This window comes from Pseudomonas syringae (genome assembly GCF_002157375.1).
GTDB classification, from domain to species: Bacteria; Pseudomonadota; Gammaproteobacteria; order Pseudomonadales; family Pseudomonadaceae; genus Aquipseudomonas; species Aquipseudomonas syringae_T.
Genome location: NZ_MTSA01000002.1, coordinates 21,263 through 40,346 on the forward strand (window position 1 = coordinate 21,263; position 19,084 = coordinate 40,346).

Consider the following 19,084-nt stretch of genomic DNA (forward strand, 5'->3'; position numbering starts at 1 on the left):
TGGAATACCCAAAATTCAGACGTGCGGAATTGCTCCGCACGTCATGTGGCAAGGTCGCAGCGCTCCTGCGCTGCGGCTCATTCTGCCGCTTTACCGGTCAGTTATATCTGGCTTTTGAATGAAGACCAGGATCGTTGAATTGACGTGAGTTGGGTCCGGGGCCTGAGTTGGGCTCAACGAGTTTGGTAAAGCCCAGGAGGGTTTTGCCGAACGTCCTCAAGAGTACGGAAGAACTATGGCAAAGCGTGATTATTACGAAGTGTTGGGCGTTGAGCGAGGCTCCAGCGAGGCAGACCTGAAAAAGGCCTACCGTCGTCTGGCGATGAAGCATCACCCTGACCGTAACCCTGATGACAAAGCGTCTGAAGAGCTGTTCAAAGAAGCCAACGAGGCCTATGAAGTTCTTTCCGATGCCAGCAAGCGCGCTGCCTACGACCAGTATGGTCATGCCGGTGTAGACCCGAGCATGGGTGGCGGCGGTTTCGGTGGTGGTGCCGGTGGTGCCAACTTCTCCGATATCTTCGGTGACGTGTTCAGTGACTTCTTCGGCGGCGGCCGTGCGGGTGGCGGCGGTGGTCGCGGCGGTGCCCAGCGTGGCAGCGATCTGCGCTACACGCTCGAGCTGAACCTCGAGGAAGCGGTTCGCGGCACGACCGTGAATATCCGTGTCCCGACACTGGTCAATTGCAAGCCCTGCGACGGCAGCGGTGCCAAGAAAGGCTCGTCTCCCGTGACGTGTCCTACCTGTGGCGGCATCGGTCAGGTGCGTATGCAGCAGGGGTTCTTCTCTGTGCAGCAAACCTGCCCGCGTTGCCATGGCCAGGGCAAGATCATTTCCGACCCGTGCGACTCGTGTCATGGCGAAGGTCGTGTCGAAGAGTACAAGACGCTTTCCGTCAAAGTGCCACCTGGGGTTGATACCGGTGACCGCATTCGCCTGTCCGGCGAGGGCGAGGCGGGTGTGCAGGGTGGTCCGACCGGCGACCTGTATGTCGTGATCAATGTGCGCGAACACGCGATCTTCCAGCGTGACGGCAAGCATCTTTTCTGCGAAGTGCCGATCAGCTTTACCGACGCTGCGCTGGGTGGCGAGCTTGAAGTGCCGACGCTTGATGGTCGCGTCAAGCTCAAGATTCCTGAGGGCACTCAGACCGGCAAGCAGTTCCGCTTGCGTGGCAAGGGCGTGGCTCCGGTGCGTGGCGGTGGTGCAGGTGACTTGATGTGCCGCGTGGCGGTCGAGACGCCGGTCAACCTGAGCAAGCGTCAGCGTGAATTGCTTGAAGAGTTCCGCACATCGCTCGAAAACGACGAATCCCACTCTCCCAAAGCCAGTGGCTGGTTTGAGGGTGTAAAGCGTTTCTTCGGCGATCTGTAACGCTATCAACAGGAGCAAAGCATGCGACGTATTGCTGTAGTAGGTGCCGCAGGGCGCATGGGCAAGACTTTGATCGAGGCGGTTCAGCAGGCGCCAGGCGCCGGGCTGACCGCTGCTGTGGATCGCCCCGACAGCACGCTGGTAGGGGCTGATGCCGGCGAGCTGGCAGCGTTGGGCCGTATCGGTGTGCCGCTGTCGGGTGATCTGGCAAAAGTGGCAGATGAGTTTGACGTGCTGATCGACTTCACGCACCCATCGGTGACGCTGAAGAATCTGGCGTTCTGTCGCAAGGCAGGCAAGGCCATGATCATCGGCACCACTGGTTTCAGCGCTGAAGAGAAGCAGCGTCTGGTGGAGGCGGGCAAAGACATTCCAATTGTGTTCGCTGCCAATTTCAGCGTCGGTGTGAACCTTTGCCTTAAACTGCTCGACACGGCGGCGCGGGTCCTGGGGGATGAAGTCGATATCGAAATCACCGAGGCGCACCATCGGCACAAGGTCGATGCACCATCTGGCACAGCGCTGCGCATGGGTGAAGTGGTGGCCAATGCGCTGGGTCGTGACCTGGAAAAGGTCGCTGTTTATGGTCGCGAAGGTCAGACCAGCGCGCGTGATCGTCAGACCATCGGGTTTGCGACGATTCGTGCCGGTGATGTGGTCGGTGACCATACCGTGCTGTTCGCAGCGGACGGTGAGCGGGTCGAGATCACCCACAAGGCATCCAGCCGAATGACCTTCGCCAAAGGCGCGGTCAGGGCTGCAATGTGGCTGGACGGCAAGGCTCCCGGGCTTTACGACATGCAGGACGTATTGGGTCTGCATTGATTTCATGCAGGGCCGATCAAGGCCCTGTCGCATTTTCCCGCTTTTCAGGCTCATTGGTGGTAGACCAAAATGGGCCTTTTCTGTAAGCTACAGCTTTAGTGTGTCCACTAAAAGCGCGCAGATGATTCCATAAGAAAGCGGGGTGACGTTACTACGTCATTCCGCTTTTTTGCAGCCTGCGATCGCCCTTTCAGGCTTTATTTACGGGAGGTCTTCTTGACTAAGCCAGCCATACTCGCCCTTGCTGATGGCAGCATTTTTCGCGGCGAAGCCATTGGAGCCGACGGTCAGACCGTTGGTGAGGTGGTGTTCAACACCGCAATGACAGGCTATCAGGAAATTCTTACCGATCCTTCCTACGCCCAGCAGATCGTTACCCTGACTTACCCGCATATCGGCAACACCGGTACCACACCTGAAGACGCCGAGTCGGATCGTGTCTGGTCCGCAGGCCTGGTCATCCGTGACCTGCCGCTGGTAGCCAGCAACTGGCGTAACAAGCTGTCCCTCGGTGATTACCTGAAAGCCAACAATGTCGTTGCCATCGCCGGCATCGATACGCGTCGCCTGACCCGCATCCTGCGTGAGAAAGGCGCCCAGAACGGCTGCATCATGGCGGGCGACAATATCTCGGAAGAGGCTGCCATCGCCGCCGCTCGCGGCTTTCCGGGTCTCAAGGGCATGGACCTGGCGAAGGAAGTCAGCACCAAAGACACGTACGAGTGGCGTCACAGTGTTTGGAATCTGCAGACCGACAGCCATCCTGAAATCGCTGCCTCCGAGCTGCCATATCACGTTGTCGCCTACGACTACGGCGTCAAGGTCAACATCCTGCGCATGCTGGTCGAGCGCGGCTGCCGGGTGACTGTCGTGCCTGCGCAAACGCCTGCCAGCGAAGTGCTTGCCTATAAGCCGGACGGTGTTTTCCTGTCCAACGGCCCTGGCGACCCCGAGCCGTGCGACTACGCCATCAAGGCGATCAGGGAAGTGCTGGAAACCGACGTGCCGGTATTCGGCATCTGCCTCGGCCATCAGCTCCTGGCGCTGGCTGCGGGTGCCAAGACCGTGAAAATGGGCCATGGTCACCACGGCGCAAACCACCCGGTTCAGGACCTGGACACCGGTGTCGTCATGATCACCAGCCAGAACCACGGTTTTGCGGTTGACGAAGCCACCTTGCCGGGCAATGTGCGCGCCATCCACAAGTCGCTGTTCGACGGCACCCTTCAGGGTATCGAGCTGACCGACAAGAGCGCGTTCAGCTTCCAGGGCCACCCTGAGGCGAGCCCTGGCCCGAATGACGTCGCGCCACTGTTTGATCGCTTTATCGAAGCCATGGCCAAGCGACGCTGACCGGTTGCCTTGAGACTGTAATACGCAGGTGCCCAGGGCGGCCCCGGACCCGGTGTCCGGTTGCTGCCGCCCAGGCCACCTCAGACAAATGTTCAAGACGGCTTGCCGACTGACCTGCGGATTTGAGTGACAACCCATGCCAAAACGTACAGATATTAAAAGCATCCTGATTCTCGGCGCCGGCCCCATCGTGATCGGCCAGGCCTGTGAATTCGACTACTCTGGCGCCCAGGCCTGCAAGGCCCTGCGCGAAGAGGGCTACCGCGTCATCCTGGTGAACTCCAACCCGGCCACCATCATGACCGACCCGGCCATGGCCGACGCCACCTACATCGAGCCGATCAAGTGGCAGACCGTTGCCAAGATCATCGAGAAAGAGCGTCCGGACGCACTGCTGCCGACGATGGGTGGCCAGACCGCTCTGAACTGCGCGCTGGACCTGGAGCGCGAAGGCGTTCTGGAGAAGTTCGGCGTCGAGATGATCGGTGCCAATGCCGACACCATCGACAAGGCTGAAGACCGCTCGCGTTTCGACAAGGCCATGAAATCCATCGGCCTGGCGTGCCCGCGCTCCGGCATCGCGCACAGCATGGAAGAGGCCAACGCTGTTCTCGAAAAGCTTGGTTTCCCGTGCATCATTCGCCCGTCGTTCACCATGGGTGGCACGGGTGGCGGTATTGCTTACAACCGTGAAGAGTTCGAAGAAATCTGTGCCCGGGGTCTGGACCTGTCGCCGACCAAGGAACTGCTGATCGACGAATCGCTGATCGGCTGGAAAGAATATGAAATGGAAGTTGTCCGCGACAAAAAGGACAACTGCATCATCGTTTGCTCCATCGAAAACTTCGATCCGATGGGTGTGCATACCGGTGACTCCATCACCGTTGCTCCGGCACAGACCCTGACCGACAAGGAATACCAGATTCTGCGTAACGCCTCGCTGGCGGTACTGCGCGAAATCGGTGTTGAAACCGGCGGCTCCAACGTCCAGTTCGGCATCTGCCCGGACACCGGCCGTATGGTCGTGATCGAGATGAACCCTCGCGTGTCGCGCTCTTCGGCGCTGGCTTCCAAGGCGACCGGCTTTCCGATTGCCCGCGTTGCCGCCAAGCTGGCCGTGGGTTACACCCTTGACGAGCTGTCCAACGAGATCACGGGCGGCAAGACTCCAGCGTCTTTCGAACCGTCGATTGACTACGTCGTCACCAAGCTGCCGCGCTTCGCGTTCGAGAAGTTCGCCAAAGCTGATGCACGCCTGACCACACAGATGAAGTCGGTTGGCGAAGTCATGGCCATCGGTCGTACGTTCCAGGAATCCTTGCAGAAAGCTCTGCGCGGCCTGGAAGTCGGCGTTTGCGGCCTTGATCCGAAGCTGGACCTGAGCCATCCGGAAAGCATGAGCACACTGAAGCGCGAACTGACCGTGCCGGGTGCCGAGCGTATCTGGTACGTCGCCGATGCCTTCCGGGCGGGCATGTCGGTTGAAGACATCTTCGCCATGAACATGATCGACCCGTGGTTCCTGGTTCAGATCGAAGACCTGGTCAAGGACGAGGAAAAGGTCAAGACGCTGGGCCTGTCGGCCATCGATCGCGACCTGATGTTCCGCCTCAAGCGCAAGGGTTTCTCCGATGCGCGTCTGGCCAAGCTGCTGGGCGTTACCGAGAAAAACCTGCGTACGCACCGTCACAAGCTGGACGTGTTCCCGGTCTACAAGCGCGTCGACACGTGCGCAGCCGAGTTCGCCACCGATACCGCGTACCTGTACTCGACGTACGAAGAAGAGTGTGAAGCCAACCCTTCGACGCGCGACAAGATCATGATCCTGGGCGGTGGCCCTAACCGTATCGGTCAAGGTATCGAGTTCGACTACTGCTGCGTACATGCCGCATTGGCGCTGCGTGAAGATGGGTACGAGACCATTATGGTCAACTGCAACCCGGAAACCGTCTCCACCGACTACGACACCTCCGACCGCCTGTACTTCGAGCCTGTGACGCTGGAAGACGTGCTGGAAATCGTCCGCGTCGAGAAGCCGAAAGGCGTGATCGTCCAGTACGGTGGCCAGACGCCGCTGAAACTGGCCCGCGCCCTGGAAGCCGCTGGCGTGCCGATTATCGGCACCAGCCCGGATGCCATCGACCGTGCAGAAGACCGCGAGCGGTTCCAGCACATGGTCGAGCGCCTCAACCTGCGCCAGCCGCCAAACGCGACCGTGCGCAGCGAAGACGAAGCCATTCGTGCCGCTGCGAAAATCGGCTACCCGCTGGTGGTGCGCCCGTCCTACGTACTGGGCGGCCGTGCGATGGAAATCGTCTACCAGGAAGACGAACTCAAGCGTTACCTGCGTGAAGCGGTTCAGGTCTCCAATGACAGCCCTGTGTTGCTTGATCACTTCCTGAACTGTGCCATCGAGATGGACGTCGATGCGGTCTGCGACGGTACTGATGTGGTCATCGGCGCAATCATGCAGCACATCGAGCAGGCCGGTGTTCACTCTGGTGACTCCGCCTGTTCGCTGCCGCCGTATTCGCTGCCTGCGCACATCCAGGACGAGATGCGTGAGCAGGTCAAGAAGATGGCTCTGGAGCTGGGCGTTGTCGGTCTGATGAACGTACAGCTGGCACTTCAGGGTGAAGACATCTATGTCATCGAAGTGAACCCGCGTGCATCGCGTACCGTGCCGTTCGTTTCCAAGTGCATCGGTGTTTCCCTGGCCATGATCGCTGCACGCGTGATGGCAGGTAAAACCCTGAAAGAGCTGAATTTCACCAAGGAAATCATTCCTAACTTCTACAGTGTGAAAGAGGCGGTGTTCCCATTCGCCAAATTCCCTGGCGTTGACCCGATCCTCGGCCCGGAAATGAAGTCGACCGGTGAAGTGATGGGCGTGGGCGACACCTTCGGTGAAGCCTTTGCCAAAGCCCAGATGGGCGCCAGCGAAGTGCTGCCGACTGGCGGGACTGCGTTTATCAGTGTGCGCGATGACGACAAGCCGCTGGTTGAAGCGGTCGCCCGTGACCTGATCAACCTTGGTTTCGAAATCGTCGCAACGGCGGGAACTGCCAAGCTGATCGAGGCGGCGGGCCTGAAAGTGCGTCGCGTCAACAAGGTCACCGAAGGTCGTCCGCACGTGGTCGACATGATCAAGAATGACGAAGTCACGCTGATTATCAACACCACCGAAGGTCGTCAGTCGATCGCCGATTCCTACTCCATCCGTCGCAACGCCTTGCAGCACAAGATCTACTGCACCACTACCATTGCAGCAGGTGAAGCGATCTGTGAAGCGCTCAAGTTCGGTCCCGAGAAGACCGTGCGTCGCTTGCAGGATCTCCATGCAGGACTGAAAGCATGATCAAATACCCGATGACAGTCGAGGGCGCTCGCGCCCTGGAAGAAGAGCTGACACACCTGACCAAGGTGGTTCGCCCCAAGCTGAGCCAGGACATCGGCACGGCACGCGAATTGGGCGATCTCAAGGAAAACGCTGAATACCATGCCGCTCGCGAGCAGCAAGGTATGGTTGAAGCGCGAATCCGGGATATTGAAGGCCGTATGCAAAATGCCGTGGTCATCGATGTCAAAACCATCCCGCATACCGGAAAGGTGATTTTCGGCACGACGGTCGAGATTGCCAACGTCGAAAACGACGAGCGCGTGACCTACAAAATCGTGGGTGAGGACGAGGCGGATATCAAGAAGGGCAAGATTTCAGTGGGCTCGCCCATTGCTCGCGCCTTGATTGCCAAGGAGGAAGGTGACGTGGTGGTCGTGAAAACGCCAAGTGGCGTGATCGAGTACGAAATCATCGAAGTGCGTCACGACTGATGCCTTGCGCCCGCTTTGGCGGGCGCAATCAGCGGTAAAAAAGAGTCAGGGCACGCTTTTCGCGGCCCTGACTTCTGTTTTTATCCGTGTGCGCGGTGGACGTTGGACAGTTGCTTGTTTACCTTTGGGTTCTTGCGGTAGATCAACGCCATTTTGCCGATGACCTGCACCAGATCGGCTGAGCCGGCCTTGCACAATTCGGCGACGGCTCCCAGACGGCTTTCGCGGTCAAGGATGTTGAGTTTGATCTTGATCAGCTCGTGATCGCTCAATGCGCGCTCAAGTTCTGCAAGTACACCTTCAGTCAAACCATTGTCTGCCACGATCAATACCGGTTTCAGATGGTGGCCAATGGATTTGTATTGTTTCTTCTGCTCTGGAGTGAGCGGCATAATCTGACCTCTGCGTCTGATCTTTTAAAAAGCGGCGGCCAGTTTACCCGAGCGAGTCCGGGACCGCCCAGTTAATCACGACTCGTTTATTTTTGAGGTGCCCTGTGGCCCGTTCCAAGACAAGCCATAACTGGCTCAAAGAACACTTCGACGACAAATACGTCAAAATGGCGCAAAAGGACGGTTACCGTTCGCGTGCCAGCTACAAGCTTCTCGAGATTCAGGAAAAGGACAAGATCATTCGTCCGGGCATGACCGTCATCGACCTTGGCGCCGCACCGGGAGGCTGGTCGCAAGTGACCAGTCGTCTGATTGGCGGGCAAGGGCGTCTGATTGCTTCCGACATTCTCGAGATGGACAGCATCCCGGACGTGACCTTCATTCAGGGTGACTTCACCGAAGATGCCATTCTGGAACAGATTCTCGAGGCGGTCGGTAATACGCAGGTAGACCTTGTGATTTCCGATATGGCCCCCAATATGAGTGGATTGAGCGCTGTAGATATGCCGCGCGCAATGTTTCTCTGTGAATTGGCGCTCGATCTCGCGGGCCGGGTGCTACGTCCCGGTGGCGATTTTCTGATCAAGGTCTTCCAGGGTGAAGGCTTCGATGTCTACCACAAGGATATTCGCAAGCTGTTCGACAAGGTGCAGATGCGCAAGCCTTCGTCGTCGCGTGACAGGTCGCGCGAGCAGTATTTGCTCGCTCGGGGCTTCCGCGGAATCGATGGCGCAGCCAGCATCGAGCGTTTTTGACAAGGAGCGATAGCTTTTTTCAAATGGCGTTATCGATGCAGCATGACTGAACATCGCGTTGTCAAAGTTTCACAAAGGGTTACAGACGGTGTCTGCCGTATCTGCAGGTTCTGTAGTAAGTTAGGCCGGTGAATATCATGCGAGGCACGCTTGCTGCGTGGAGCTTGCTTCAGAGGGTAGCTAATTGAACGATATGGCAAAGAATTTGATCCTGTGGTTGATCATCGCGGCTGTCCTCGTGACGGTGATGAACAACTTCTCCAGCCCGAACGAGCCGCAGAACCTCAACTATTCCGAGTTCATCCAGCAGGTCAAGGATGGCAAGGTCGAGAAGGTTTCTGTCGACGGCTACGTCATCACGGGCAAGCGCAGCGATGGTGATACCTTCAAGACCATCCGCCCGAACATCCCGGATAACGGTCTGATCGGCGATCTGGTCAGCAATAACGTCGTGATCGAAGGCAAGCAGCCTGAGCAGCAAAGTATCTGGACCCAGTTGCTGGTGGCCAGCTTCCCGATACTGGTGATCATCGCGGTGTTCATGTTCTTCATGCGCCAGATGCAGGGCGGGGCGGGCGGCAAAGGCGGCCCGATGAGCTTCGGCAAGAGCAAGGCGCGTCTGTTATCCGAAGATCAGGTCAAAACGACGCTGGCTGACGTTGCAGGTTGTGACGAAGCCAAGGAAGAGGTCGGCGAACTGGTCGAGTTTCTTCGTGATCCGGGCAAATTTCAGCGCTTGGGCGGCCGGATTCCGCGCGGTGTGCTGATGGTCGGTCCTCCGGGTACCGGTAAAACGCTGATCGCCAAGGCCATTGCCGGCGAAGCGAAGGTACCGTTCTTCACCATCTCCGGTTCCGACTTTGTCGAAATGTTCGTGGGTGTGGGTGCAAGCCGTGTTCGTGACATGTTCGAACAGGCCAAAAAGCATGCCCCTTGCATTATCTTTATCGACGAGATCGATGCGGTCGGTCGTCACCGTGGTGCCGGTATGGGCGGCGGTCACGACGAGCGCGAGCAGACGCTCAACCAGTTGCTGGTCGAGATGGATGGCTTCGAGATGAATGACGGCATCATCGTCATTGCAGCAACCAACCGTCCTGACGTACTGGACCCTGCATTGTTGCGTCCAGGCCGCTTTGACCGTCAGGTTGTCGTCGGTTTGCCGGATATCCGTGGTCGTGAGCAGATTCTCAAGGTTCACATGCGCAAAGTGCCGATGGGCGAAGACGTCAATCCGGGCGTTATTGCTCGCGGTACTCCAGGCTTCTCCGGTGCCGATCTGGCCAACCTGGTCAACGAAGCGTCCCTGTTCGCAGCGCGCTCCGGCAAGCGCGTCGTAGAGATGAAGGAATTCGAACTGGCCAAGGACAAGATCATGATGGGCGCCGAGCGCAAATCGATGGTCATGTCCGACAAGGAGAAGCGCAACACGGCTTACCACGAAGCGGGCCACGCCATTGTGGGTCGTCTGGTGCCTGAGCATGATCCTGTTTACAAGGTATCGATCATTCCGCGCGGCCGTGCCTTGGGCGTGACCATGTTCCTGCCGGAAGAAGATCGTTACAGCCTGTCCAAGCGTGCGCTGATCAGTCAGATTTGCTCGCTGTACGGCGGTCGTATCGCTGAAGAGATGACCCTGGGTTTCGATGGCGTTACGACGGGTGCGTCCAACGACATCATGCGTGCCAGCCAGATCGCCCGTAACATGGTGACCAAGTGGGGCTTGTCTGAAAAGCTCGGTCCGTTGATGTATTCCGAAGATGAAGATGCAGGCTACCTGGGTCGCGGCGGCAGCCAGAACTCCAGCGTATCCGGCGACACTGCCAAGCTTATCGATTCGGAAGTACGCAGCATCATTGATCACTGCTACGGCACTGCCAAGCAACTGTTGACGGATAATCGCGACAAGCTGGAAGCGATGGCCGATGCCTTGATGAAGTACGAAACCATTGATGCCGATCAGATCGACGACATCATGACCGGTCGCCCGCCGCGTGAGCCGCGTGACTGGGGTGGTGGTTCAGGTACCAATGGTACTCCGATCACACCGGACCCTCGTCCGGAAACGCCAATCGGCGGTCCTGCTGCCGAGCATTAAGGTCTGACATGACATCTGCGCTGTACCCGACCCGGTTGCCTTGCGGCAACCGGGTTCTTGATTTGGCCCGCACGCACGTGATGGGCATCCTGAATGCAACCCCAGACTCGTTCTCCGACGGCGGCCGTTACAGTCAGCTGGATGCCGCGTTGCGTCATGCCGAGGCAATGATGCTGGCGGGTGCCACGCTGATCGATGTCGGGGGCGAGTCTACGCGTCCGGGCGCTCGACCTGTGTCTCCAGCAGAGGAGGTAGAGCGCGTGGCGCCTGTGGTCGAGATCATTGCACGTGAGCTCGACGTGATCATCTCGGTGGATACATCTACGCCTGAGGTGATGCAGGAGGCGGCGCGTTTGGGAGCAGGCCTCATCAATGATGTGCGTTCCTTGCGGCGTCCTGGCGCGCTTGAGGCGGCGGCAGGCACCGGTTTGCCGGTCTGTCTCATGCACATGTTGGGTGAGCCGGGAACCATGCAGGATGATCCGCACTATCAGGACCTTGTGGGTGAGGTCAGTGCTTTCTTGCTTGAGCGCATGAATCAGTGCGTTGCTGCTGGAATCCATCGGCATCAGATCATTCTTGATCCGGGTTTTGGCTTTGCCAAGACGCTGCAGCACAACCTCAGCCTGTTCAGGCATATGGAGTCGCTGCATGCGCTGGGTCAACCTCTGTTGGTCGGCGTTTCGCGCAAGAGTATGATTGGCGCGGTATTAGGGCGTCCGGTAGATCAGCGTTTGTCCGGAGGGCTGGCCCTCGCTGCTTTGGCGATAACCAAAGGAGCAAAAATTCTACGTGTGCATGATGTCGCCGAAACGGCTGACGTGGTGCGCATGATCGCAGCTGTCGAAGCAGCTGAATAACAACAGTGGGGCATCCATGGCTACCAGAAAATATTTCGGAACCGACGGCATTCGTGGTCGCGTAGGGCAGTTTCCGATCACGCCTGAATTCATGCTGAAGCTGGGTTGGGCGGCAGGCATGGCGTTTCGCAAGATGGGCGCGTGCCGGATCCTCGTCGGCAAAGACACCCGTATCTCCGGTTACATGTTTGAATCCGCCCTTGAGGCCGGACTTTCTGCGGCGGGTGCCGACGTACTGTTGCTGGGGCCGATGCCGACGCCTGCCATTGCCTACCTGACGCGCACCTTCCATGCGGAAGCGGGCATCGTCATCAGTGCTTCGCACAATCCGCACTACGACAACGGCATCAAGTTCTTCTCCGGTCAGGGCACCAAGCTGCCTGACGAGATCGAAATGATGATCGAGGAACTGCTCGATGCGCCAATGACCGTGGCCGAGTCCGAAAACCTCGGCAAGGTCTCGCGGATCAACGATGCCGCCGGGCGTTACATCGAGTTCTGCAAGAGCAGCGTGCCGACCAGTACCGATTTCGCCGGTCTCAAAGTGGTCATCGATTGCGCACACGGCGCCACCTACAAGGTAGCGCCCAATGTATTTCGTGAGCTGGGTGCCCAGGTTGTGGTGCTGTCTGCGCAGCCTGACGGGCTCAACATCAACAAGGATTGCGGCTCTACGCACATGGAGGCCTTGCAGGCCGCTGTGGTCGCGGAGCACGCCGACATGGGGATCGGTTTCGACGGTGACGGCGACCGCGTGCTGATGGTTGACCACACCGGCACCGTCGTTGACGGTGACGAACTGCTCTACATCATCGCACGGGACCTGCACGAGCGTGGCCGTTTGCAGGGCGGTGTCGTTGGCACCCTGATGAGCAACCTCGGCCTTGAGCTGGCCCTGGCAGAACAGAATATTCCGTTCGTGCGCGCAAATGTCGGCGACCGCTATGTGATTGCCGAGCTCCTTGAGCGCAATTGGCAGATCGGTGGTGAAAACTCGGGGCACATTGTGTGTTTTCAGCACGCCACCACCGGTGATGCGATTATCGCCTCGCTGCAGGTGATACTCGCGCTGCGTCGCAGTGGTATCAGCCTTGCGGAGGCGCGCCTGAAATTGCGCAAATGCCCGCAGATCCTGATCAATGTGCGTTTCGAAGGCTCAAGTGTCGATCCGGTTTCCCATCCGTCGGTGCAGGAAGCCTGTGCGCGTGTGACCGAGCAGATGGCAGGCCGTGGCCGGGTGTTGCTGCGCAAGTCGGGCACCGAGCCGCTCGTGCGCGTAATGGTCGAAGGTGAGGACGAAGCGCAGGTCAAGGCCTACGCCGAAGAGCTCGCAAAACTGGTTGCTGAAGTTTGCGCCTGATTTCGGCTTGCCAGTGTCGGAAGTGTTGGGTAACATCTGCGCCCACTTTGACCCACGAGGTGTAGCATGCGTCGCCCAATGGTAGCTGGTAACTGGAAAATGCACGGTACCCGCGCCAGCGTCGCTGAGCTGATCGAGGGGCTGGGCAAGCAGGTGTTGCCAGGCAGCGTCGATATCGCCGTGATGCCTGCGAGCTTGTTCACTTTTCAAGTGATCGAGGGGCTTAAGTCCACCTCTATCACCGTAGGCGCCCAGGATGCAGCGATACAGGCTGAGCAGGGCGCATTGACGGGTGAAATCGCATCGAGCCAGCTGGCTGATGCCGGTTGCAAGCTGGTGCTTGTCGGGCACTCCGAGCGTCGTCAGTTGATTGGCGAGCAGGACAATGTGCTCAACAAGAAGTTTGCGGCTATCCAGGCAAGCGGCCTGACACCTGTGCTGTGCATAGGTGAAACGCTGGAAGAGCGCAAGGCAGGGCAGACACTTGAAGTGGTCGGGCGTCAGCTTGACAGCGTGATTGCCGAGTTTGGCGTCAATGCACTGATCAATGCGGTCATTGCCTACGAGCCAGTCTGGGCCATTGGTACCGGATTGACCGCTTCGCCTCAAGAGGCGCAGGAAGTACATGCTGCCATTCGTGCGCAGCTGGCAAAAGAGAATGCCGAAGTCGCACAAGGTGTGCGGCTTCTCTATGGCGGCAGCGTGAAGGCGGCCAATGCGGTCGAGCTTTTCAGTATGCCGGATATCGATGGGGGGCTCATTGGTGGAGCGTCCCTGAATGCAGATGAGTTCGGTGCGATCTGTCGCGCCGCGGGAAACTGAAAAAATGCTGGAAACAGTCGTAATTGTTTTTCACCTGTTGGGCGCTCTTGGCGTTGTTGCTCTCGTATTGCTGCAGCAGGGTAAAGGTGCGGACGCAGGTGCGTCTTTTGGAGCCGGTGCATCAAATACTGTCTTCGGAGGGCAAGGAACCTCTACCTTTCTCAGTAAGTTTACTGCTATACTTGCGGCATGTTTTTTCATAACCAGCTTGGGGTTAGGTTACTTTGCTAAAGAGAAAGCTCAACAGCTGACTCAAGCAGGTTTGCCAGACCCGGCAGTACTGGAAGTGAAGCAAAAGCCGGCAGCAGATGATGTTCCGGTTCTCGAAGGGCAAAAGCCAGCCGTTGTTCCAGCTGACGTACCTCAAGCCCCAGAGAAGAAGTAAAAAAGAATTCGGCGGTGTTTTTGCGAGATCGCCAGATAGTTGTAATGCCGAGGTGGTGGAATTGGTAGACACGCAACCTTGAGGTGGTTGTGCCCAATGGGTGTAGGGGTTCGAGTCCCCTTCTCGGTACCAATTAACAGGGAAGCCCGCATTAGCGGGCTTTCTTGTAGGTGGATGTTGGATTGACCCAGCAATGGATCGGTCGTATACTTCCGCCCCAGCTTTGTCGCGGGGTGGAGCAGTTTGGTAGCTCGTCGGGCTCATAACCCGAAGGTCGTTGGTTCAAATCCAGCCCCCGCAACCAGTTTTAGCGGAGCCCCTTTTAAGGGGCTTTTTGTTAGCTGGACAGTACATGACGTCGATGTTCAGCGGCGTTTTCAGGGATGGGCTTTTGCCCATTTTTTTATTTTTAAAGCATGCACGAGGGGGTTCAGGTGTCGAGCAAGCTAGAACAGTTGCAGGACTTGTTGGCCCCGGTGGTCGTGGCCCTTGGCTATCAATGCTGGGGGATCGATTTCAGTTCCCAGGGCAAGCATTCGGTGCTGCGCATTTATATCGACAAGGAAGGTGGTGTTCTGGTGGACGACTGCGCAATCGTCAGTCGCCAGGTCAGCGGTGTGTTGGACGTAGAAGATCCAATCAGCACCGAATACACCCTGGAAGTGTCTTCTCCTGGCATGGAGCGCCCGCTGTTCACTATTGAGCAGTTTGCTTCGTACGCCGGGGAACAAGTGAAAATAAAGCTGCGCTCGCCTTTCGAAGGTCGACGCAACTTTCAAGGCCTTCTCCGCGGGGTGGAGGAGCAGGATGTCGTGGTGCAGGTTGAAGACCATGAATTCCTGTTGCCGATCGACATGATCGACAAGGCCAACATTATTCCCACGTTTGACTGAGACGTGCCGGTTATTGCGGATCCCGCGGATCCAATGGCTTGCGAAAGGCGAGGCGTACGATGAGCAAAGAAGTACTGCTGGTTGTTGAGTCGGTGTCCAATGAAAAGGGCGTTCCGGCTGGTGTGATTTTTGAAGCGCTTGAGCTGGCTCTGGCCACTGCTACCAAGAAACGTTTTGAAGACGAAGTTGAGCTCCGTGTAGAGATCAACCGCCAAACAGGTAACTATGAGACTTTCCGTCGCTGGACAGTTGTCGAGGACGAAGACCTGGACGATCCGGCTTATGAGCTGGCCGTTGATCAGGCCCAGGCTAAAAGGCCGGGCGCCGTTGCGGGTGAGCTGATCGAAGAAAAGATCGATTCCATCGAATTCGGTCGTATTGCTGCACAGACTGCGAAGCAGGTCATTGTGCAGAAAGTTCGCGAAGCCGAGCGTGCGCAGGTGGTCGATGCCTACCGCGAACGTTTGGGTGAAATCATTTCAGGTACTGTTAAAAAGGTAACGCGTGACAATGTCATCGTTGACCTGGGTAACAATGCCGAAGCATTGCTGGCGCGTGAAGACATCATTTCCCGGGAAACTTTCCGGGTCGGTGTTCGCGTCCGTGCTCTGCTCAAGGAAATTCGCACCGAAAACCGTGGCCCTCAGCTGATTCTGTCGCGTACTGCGCCAGAGATGCTGATCGAGCTTTTCCGCATTGAAGTGCCGGAAATTGCCGAAGGTCTCATCGAGGTGATGGCTGCCTCCCGTGACCCGGGTTCGCGTGCAAAAATCGCTGTTCGCTCCAAGGACAAACGAATCGACCCGCAAGGCGCCTGTATCGGCATGCGCGGCTCTCGAGTTCAGGCTGTTTCCGGCGAGCTGGGTGGCGAACGTGTGGATATCGTGCTCTGGGACGATAACCCGGCGCAGTTCGTGATCAATGCAATGTCTCCTGCAGAAGTAGCGGCAATCATCGTAGATGAAGATGCGCATGCAATGGACATCGCAGTGGGAGCGGACAACCTGGCCCAGGCTATTGGTCGTGGCGGTCAGAACGTGCGTCTGGCAAGCCAGTTGACCGGCTGGACCCTGAACGTAATGACCGAATCGGACATCCAGGCCAAGCAGCAAGCTGAAACCGGTGACATCCTGCGCAATTTCATCGAAGAACTCGAAGTCGATGAAGAACTGGCTCAGGTGCTGGTTGATGAAGGCTTCACCAGCCTGGAAGAGATTGCCTACGTACCGTTGGAAGAAATGCTCAACATCGACGGCTTTGACGAAGACATCGTCAACGAGCTTCGCGCTCGTGCCAAGGATCGTTTGTTGACTAAAGCCATCGCTACAGAGGAAAAGCTGGCAGACGCCCATCCGGCCGAAGACCTGCTCTCGCTTGAGGGTATGGACAAGGATTTGGCGATGGAACTGGCGGTGCGCGGCGTAATTACCCGCGAAGACCTGGCCGAGCAGTCTATAGACGATCTGCTCGACATCGACGGCATTGACGATGATCGTGCCGGCAAGTTGATCATGGCCGCCCGAGCCCATTGGTTCGAGTAAGTAGGCGCGGCCTGAGGAGAGAAGTGCATGACGCAAGTCACGGTGAAAGAACTGGCCAAAGTGGTCGACACACCGGTAGAGCGCCTGTTACAGCAGATGCGTGAGGCAGGTCTGCCACACACCGCCGCCGAGCAAGTTGTGACCGATAACGAAAAACAGGCCTTGTTGACGCACCTGAAAAGTGGTCACAAGGCCAAGGTGGAAGAGCCTCGCAAGATTACCTTGCAGCGCAAGACCACCAGCACCCTGCGCGTTGCTGGCAGCAAGAGCATCAGCGTTGAAGTGCGCAAGAAGAAAGTCTTTGTGCAGCGTAGCCCGGAAGAGATCGAAGCCGAGCGCAAGCGCGAGATGGACGAACGCCGTGCGGTAGAAAATGCCGCTCGTCAAAAGGCTGAAGAAGAAGCCAAGCGCCGCGCTGAAGAAGATGCGCGGAGCCAGCCTGCCGGCACCCAGACTACCGAACAGGCTGCTTCGGCACCTGCTCAGCCTGTTGCTGCGGCCGAGCCTGTTCGCGAAGCACCTTCGGCTGCCGCTCCGGCACCCGCCAATGCTGCGCCTTCAGCCGATGCTCGCAAGCGTGACGAACAGCGTCGCCCTGACAAGCCGCGTGCTGACGACCGCAATGCCCGTGGTGGCGACGGCGAGCGTAAAAACGCTCCGCATCGCGCCTCGGTAAAAGAGAAGGCTCCGGCCCCTCGCGTTGCGCCGCGTACTACTGACGAAGAAAGCGATAGCTTCCGTCGTGGTGGTCGTGGAAAAGGCAAGCTGAAGAAGCGTAACGCTCACGGTTTCCAGAGCCCTACCGGCCCTGTGATCCGCGACGTTGCCATTGGCGAGACCATCACTGTCGGCGAATTGTCGGCACAGATGTCGGTCAAGGCTGCTGAAGTCATCAAGTTCATGTTCAAGATGGGCACCCCTGTGACCATCAACCAGGTACTGGATCAGGAAACTGCCCAGTTGATCGCCGAAGAGCTGGGCCACAAGGTCACGCTGGTCAGCGACAACGCCCTGGAAGATTCCCTGGCCGAATCGCTGAAGTTCGAAGGTGAGTCGTTCTCCCGTGCGCCGGTTGTGACCGTAATGGGCCACGTTGACCACGGTAAGACCTCGCTGCTCGACTACATCCGTCGTGCCAAGGTAGCAGCTGGCGAAGCCGGCGGCATCACCCAGCATATCGGTGCCTACCACGTTGAAACCGAACGCGGCATGGTCACCTTCCTCGACACCCCGGGTCACGCCGCGTTTACCGCGATGCGTGCCCGTGGTGCCAAGGCGACCGATATCGTGATCCTGGTGGTTGCTGCCGACGACGGCGTGATGCCTCAGACCATCGAAGCCGTTCAGCACGCTGTTGCTGCTGGCGTGCCGCTGGTCGTAGCCGTGAACAAGATCGACAAGCCGGGTGCTGACCTCGATCGCATTCGCAGCGAGTTGTCAGTCCATGGCGTGACTTCCGAAGAGTGGGGCGGTGATACGCCTTTCGTTTCGGTCTCCGCGAAAATGGGTACTGGCGTCGACGAGCTGCTGGAAGCTGTTCTGCTTCAAGCCGAAGTTCTGGAACTCAAGGCAACGCCTTCGGCTCCTGGCCGCGGTGTTGTTGTCGAGTCCCGCCTGGACAAGGGCCGTGGTCCGGTTGCGACAGTTCTGGTTCAGGACGGTACGCTGCGTCAGGGCGACATGGTTCTGGTCGGTTCGAACTTCGGTCGCATCCGCGCCATGCTTGACGAAAACGGCAAGCCGGTCAAAGAAGCAGGTCCTTCGATTCCGGTCGAAATCCTGGGTCTGGACGGTACTCCGGATGCTGGCGACGAAATGTCCGTGCTGGCTGACGAGAAGAAAGCCCGTGAAGTTGCCCTGTTCCGTCAAGGCAAGTTCCGCGAAGTCAAACTGGCTCGTGCTCACGCCGGCAAGCTGGAAAACATCTTCGAGAACATGGGCCAGGCAGAGAAGAAGACGCTCAACATCGTCCTCAAATCTGACGTTCGTGGTTCCCTCGAAGCGTTGAACGGCGCCTTGAATGGCCTGGGTAACGACGAAGTGCAAGTGCGCGTAGTCGGTGGCGGTGTCGGTGGTATCACCGAGAGCGACGCCAACCTGGCACTGGCCTCCAACGCTGTACTGTTCGGCTTCAACGTGCGTGCCGATGCTGGCGCTCGCAAGATCGTCGAGCAGGAAGGTCTGGATATGCGTTACTACAACGTGATCTACGACATCATCGAAGACGTCAAGAAAGCCCTCACCGGTATGCTTGGCAGTGACGTTCGGGAGAATATCCTGGGCATCGCCGAAGTCCGCGATGTGTTCCGTTCGCCGAAATTCGGCGCGATCGCTGGTTGTATGGTTCTGGAAGGCACTGTCTACCGTAACCGTCCGATTCGTGTTCTGCGTGAAGACATCGTTATCTTCGAAGGCGAGCTGGAATCCCTGCGCCGCTTCAAGGATGACGCTGCCGAAGTACGTGCCGGCATGGAATGCGGTATCGGCGTCAAGAGCTACAACGACGTCAAGGTTGGTGACAAGATCGAAGTCTTCGAGAAGGTCCAAGTGGCTCGCAGCCTCTAAATCGCGAGTCTCAGGAGTCACGGTGGAAG

General features: G+C 57.9%; 15 protein-coding genes and 2 tRNA genes. 16 read left to right on the forward strand and 1 reads right to left on the reverse strand.

What is annotated here, in order from left to right:
* The first annotated feature begins 235 nt into the window (after positions 1–235).
* The 5 genes from dnaJ to greA all read left to right on the forward strand — a co-directional run bounded on the left by dnaJ (position 236) and on the right by greA (position 7,384).
* Positions 236–1,375, forward strand: a complete 1,140-nt coding sequence (dnaJ, locus tag BW686_RS02055; RefSeq protein WP_084913995.1) for a molecular chaperone DnaJ — start codon at positions 236–238, stop codon at positions 1,373–1,375.
* A gap of 21 nt (positions 1,376–1,396) precedes the next feature.
* Positions 1,397–2,200, forward strand: coding sequence for a 4-hydroxy-tetrahydrodipicolinate reductase (dapB, locus tag BW686_RS02060; RefSeq protein WP_084913996.1), 804 nt, complete (start codon positions 1,397–1,399; stop codon positions 2,198–2,200).
* Positions 2,201–2,416: 216 nt separating this feature from the next.
* Positions 2,417–3,553, forward strand: a complete 1,137-nt coding sequence (gene carA, locus BW686_RS02065; RefSeq protein WP_084913997.1) for a glutamine-hydrolyzing carbamoyl-phosphate synthase small subunit — start codon at positions 2,417–2,419, stop codon at positions 3,551–3,553.
* Positions 3,554–3,689: 136 nt separating this feature from the next.
* Positions 3,690–6,911 (forward strand): carbamoyl-phosphate synthase large subunit, encoded by a 3,222-nt coding sequence (carB, locus tag BW686_RS02070; RefSeq protein WP_084913998.1) that lies wholly within the window; start codon positions 3,690–3,692, stop codon positions 6,909–6,911.
* Positions 6,908–7,384, forward strand: a complete 477-nt coding sequence (greA, locus tag BW686_RS02075) for a transcription elongation factor GreA (RefSeq protein ID WP_084913999.1) — start codon at positions 6,908–6,910, stop codon at positions 7,382–7,384. Before carB ends, greA begins: the two co-directional genes overlap by 4 nt.
* Before the next feature lie 80 nt (positions 7,385–7,464).
* Here greA and BW686_RS02080 read toward each other — a convergent pair whose 3' ends face one another.
* Positions 7,465–7,776 (reverse strand): YhbY family RNA-binding protein, encoded by a 312-nt coding sequence (locus BW686_RS02080; RefSeq protein ID WP_002555133.1) that lies wholly within the window; start codon positions 7,774–7,776, stop codon positions 7,465–7,467.
* A 104-nt stretch (positions 7,777–7,880) separates the two neighbouring features.
* Between BW686_RS02080 and rlmE the strand changes: the two genes are divergently transcribed.
* The 11 genes from rlmE to infB all read left to right on the forward strand — a co-directional run bounded on the left by rlmE (position 7,881) and on the right by infB (position 19,055).
* Positions 7,881–8,531 carry a 23S rRNA (uridine(2552)-2'-O)-methyltransferase RlmE gene (rlmE, locus tag BW686_RS02085; protein WP_005888982.1) on the forward strand — a complete coding sequence of 217 codons (651 nt, stop codon included), beginning with the start codon at positions 7,881–7,883 and terminating at the stop codon, positions 8,529–8,531.
* Between the two features lie 193 nt (positions 8,532–8,724).
* The gene (gene ftsH, locus BW686_RS02090; protein WP_007249029.1) at positions 8,725–10,629 is read left to right on the forward strand and encodes an ATP-dependent zinc metalloprotease FtsH; all 1,905 of its coding nucleotides are present in this window, start codon (positions 8,725–8,727) and stop codon (positions 10,627–10,629) included.
* A gap of 8 nt (positions 10,630–10,637) precedes the next feature.
* Positions 10,638–11,489: a dihydropteroate synthase gene (folP, locus tag BW686_RS02095; protein ID WP_084914000.1), complete on the forward strand. Its 852-nt coding sequence runs from the start codon at positions 10,638–10,640 to the stop codon at positions 11,487–11,489.
* Between the two features lie 16 nt (positions 11,490–11,505).
* On the forward strand, positions 11,506–12,849 hold the full coding sequence (glmM, locus tag BW686_RS02100; RefSeq protein ID WP_084914001.1) for a phosphoglucosamine mutase: 1,344 nt from the start codon (positions 11,506–11,508) through the stop codon (positions 12,847–12,849).
* Positions 12,850–12,915: 66 nt separating this feature from the next.
* On the forward strand, positions 12,916–13,671 hold the full coding sequence (gene tpiA, locus BW686_RS02105) for a triose-phosphate isomerase (RefSeq protein ID WP_084914002.1): 756 nt from the start codon (positions 12,916–12,918) through the stop codon (positions 13,669–13,671).
* Between the two features lie 4 nt (positions 13,672–13,675).
* Positions 13,676–14,056 carry a preprotein translocase subunit SecG gene (gene secG / locus BW686_RS02110; RefSeq protein ID WP_084914003.1) on the forward strand — a complete coding sequence of 127 codons (381 nt, stop codon included), beginning with the start codon at positions 13,676–13,678 and terminating at the stop codon, positions 14,054–14,056.
* Between the two features lie 46 nt (positions 14,057–14,102).
* A tRNA-Leu gene (locus BW686_RS02115) sits at positions 14,103–14,188 on the forward strand.
* A 95-nt stretch (positions 14,189–14,283) separates the two neighbouring features.
* Positions 14,284–14,360 (forward strand) — tRNA-Met (locus BW686_RS02120).
* A gap of 130 nt (positions 14,361–14,490) precedes the next feature.
* Positions 14,491–14,949 carry a ribosome maturation factor RimP gene (rimP, locus tag BW686_RS02125; RefSeq protein ID WP_055010967.1) on the forward strand — a complete coding sequence of 153 codons (459 nt, stop codon included), beginning with the start codon at positions 14,491–14,493 and terminating at the stop codon, positions 14,947–14,949.
* A gap of 59 nt (positions 14,950–15,008) precedes the next feature.
* The gene (gene nusA, locus BW686_RS02130) at positions 15,009–16,490 is read left to right on the forward strand and encodes a transcription termination factor NusA (protein WP_084914004.1); all 1,482 of its coding nucleotides are present in this window, start codon (positions 15,009–15,011) and stop codon (positions 16,488–16,490) included.
* A 27-nt stretch (positions 16,491–16,517) separates the two neighbouring features.
* Entirely contained in the window at positions 16,518–19,055 is a 2,538-nt protein-coding gene (infB, locus tag BW686_RS02135; protein ID WP_084914005.1) for a translation initiation factor IF-2, read from the forward strand.
* The last annotated feature ends 29 nt before the right edge of the window (positions 19,056–19,084 follow it).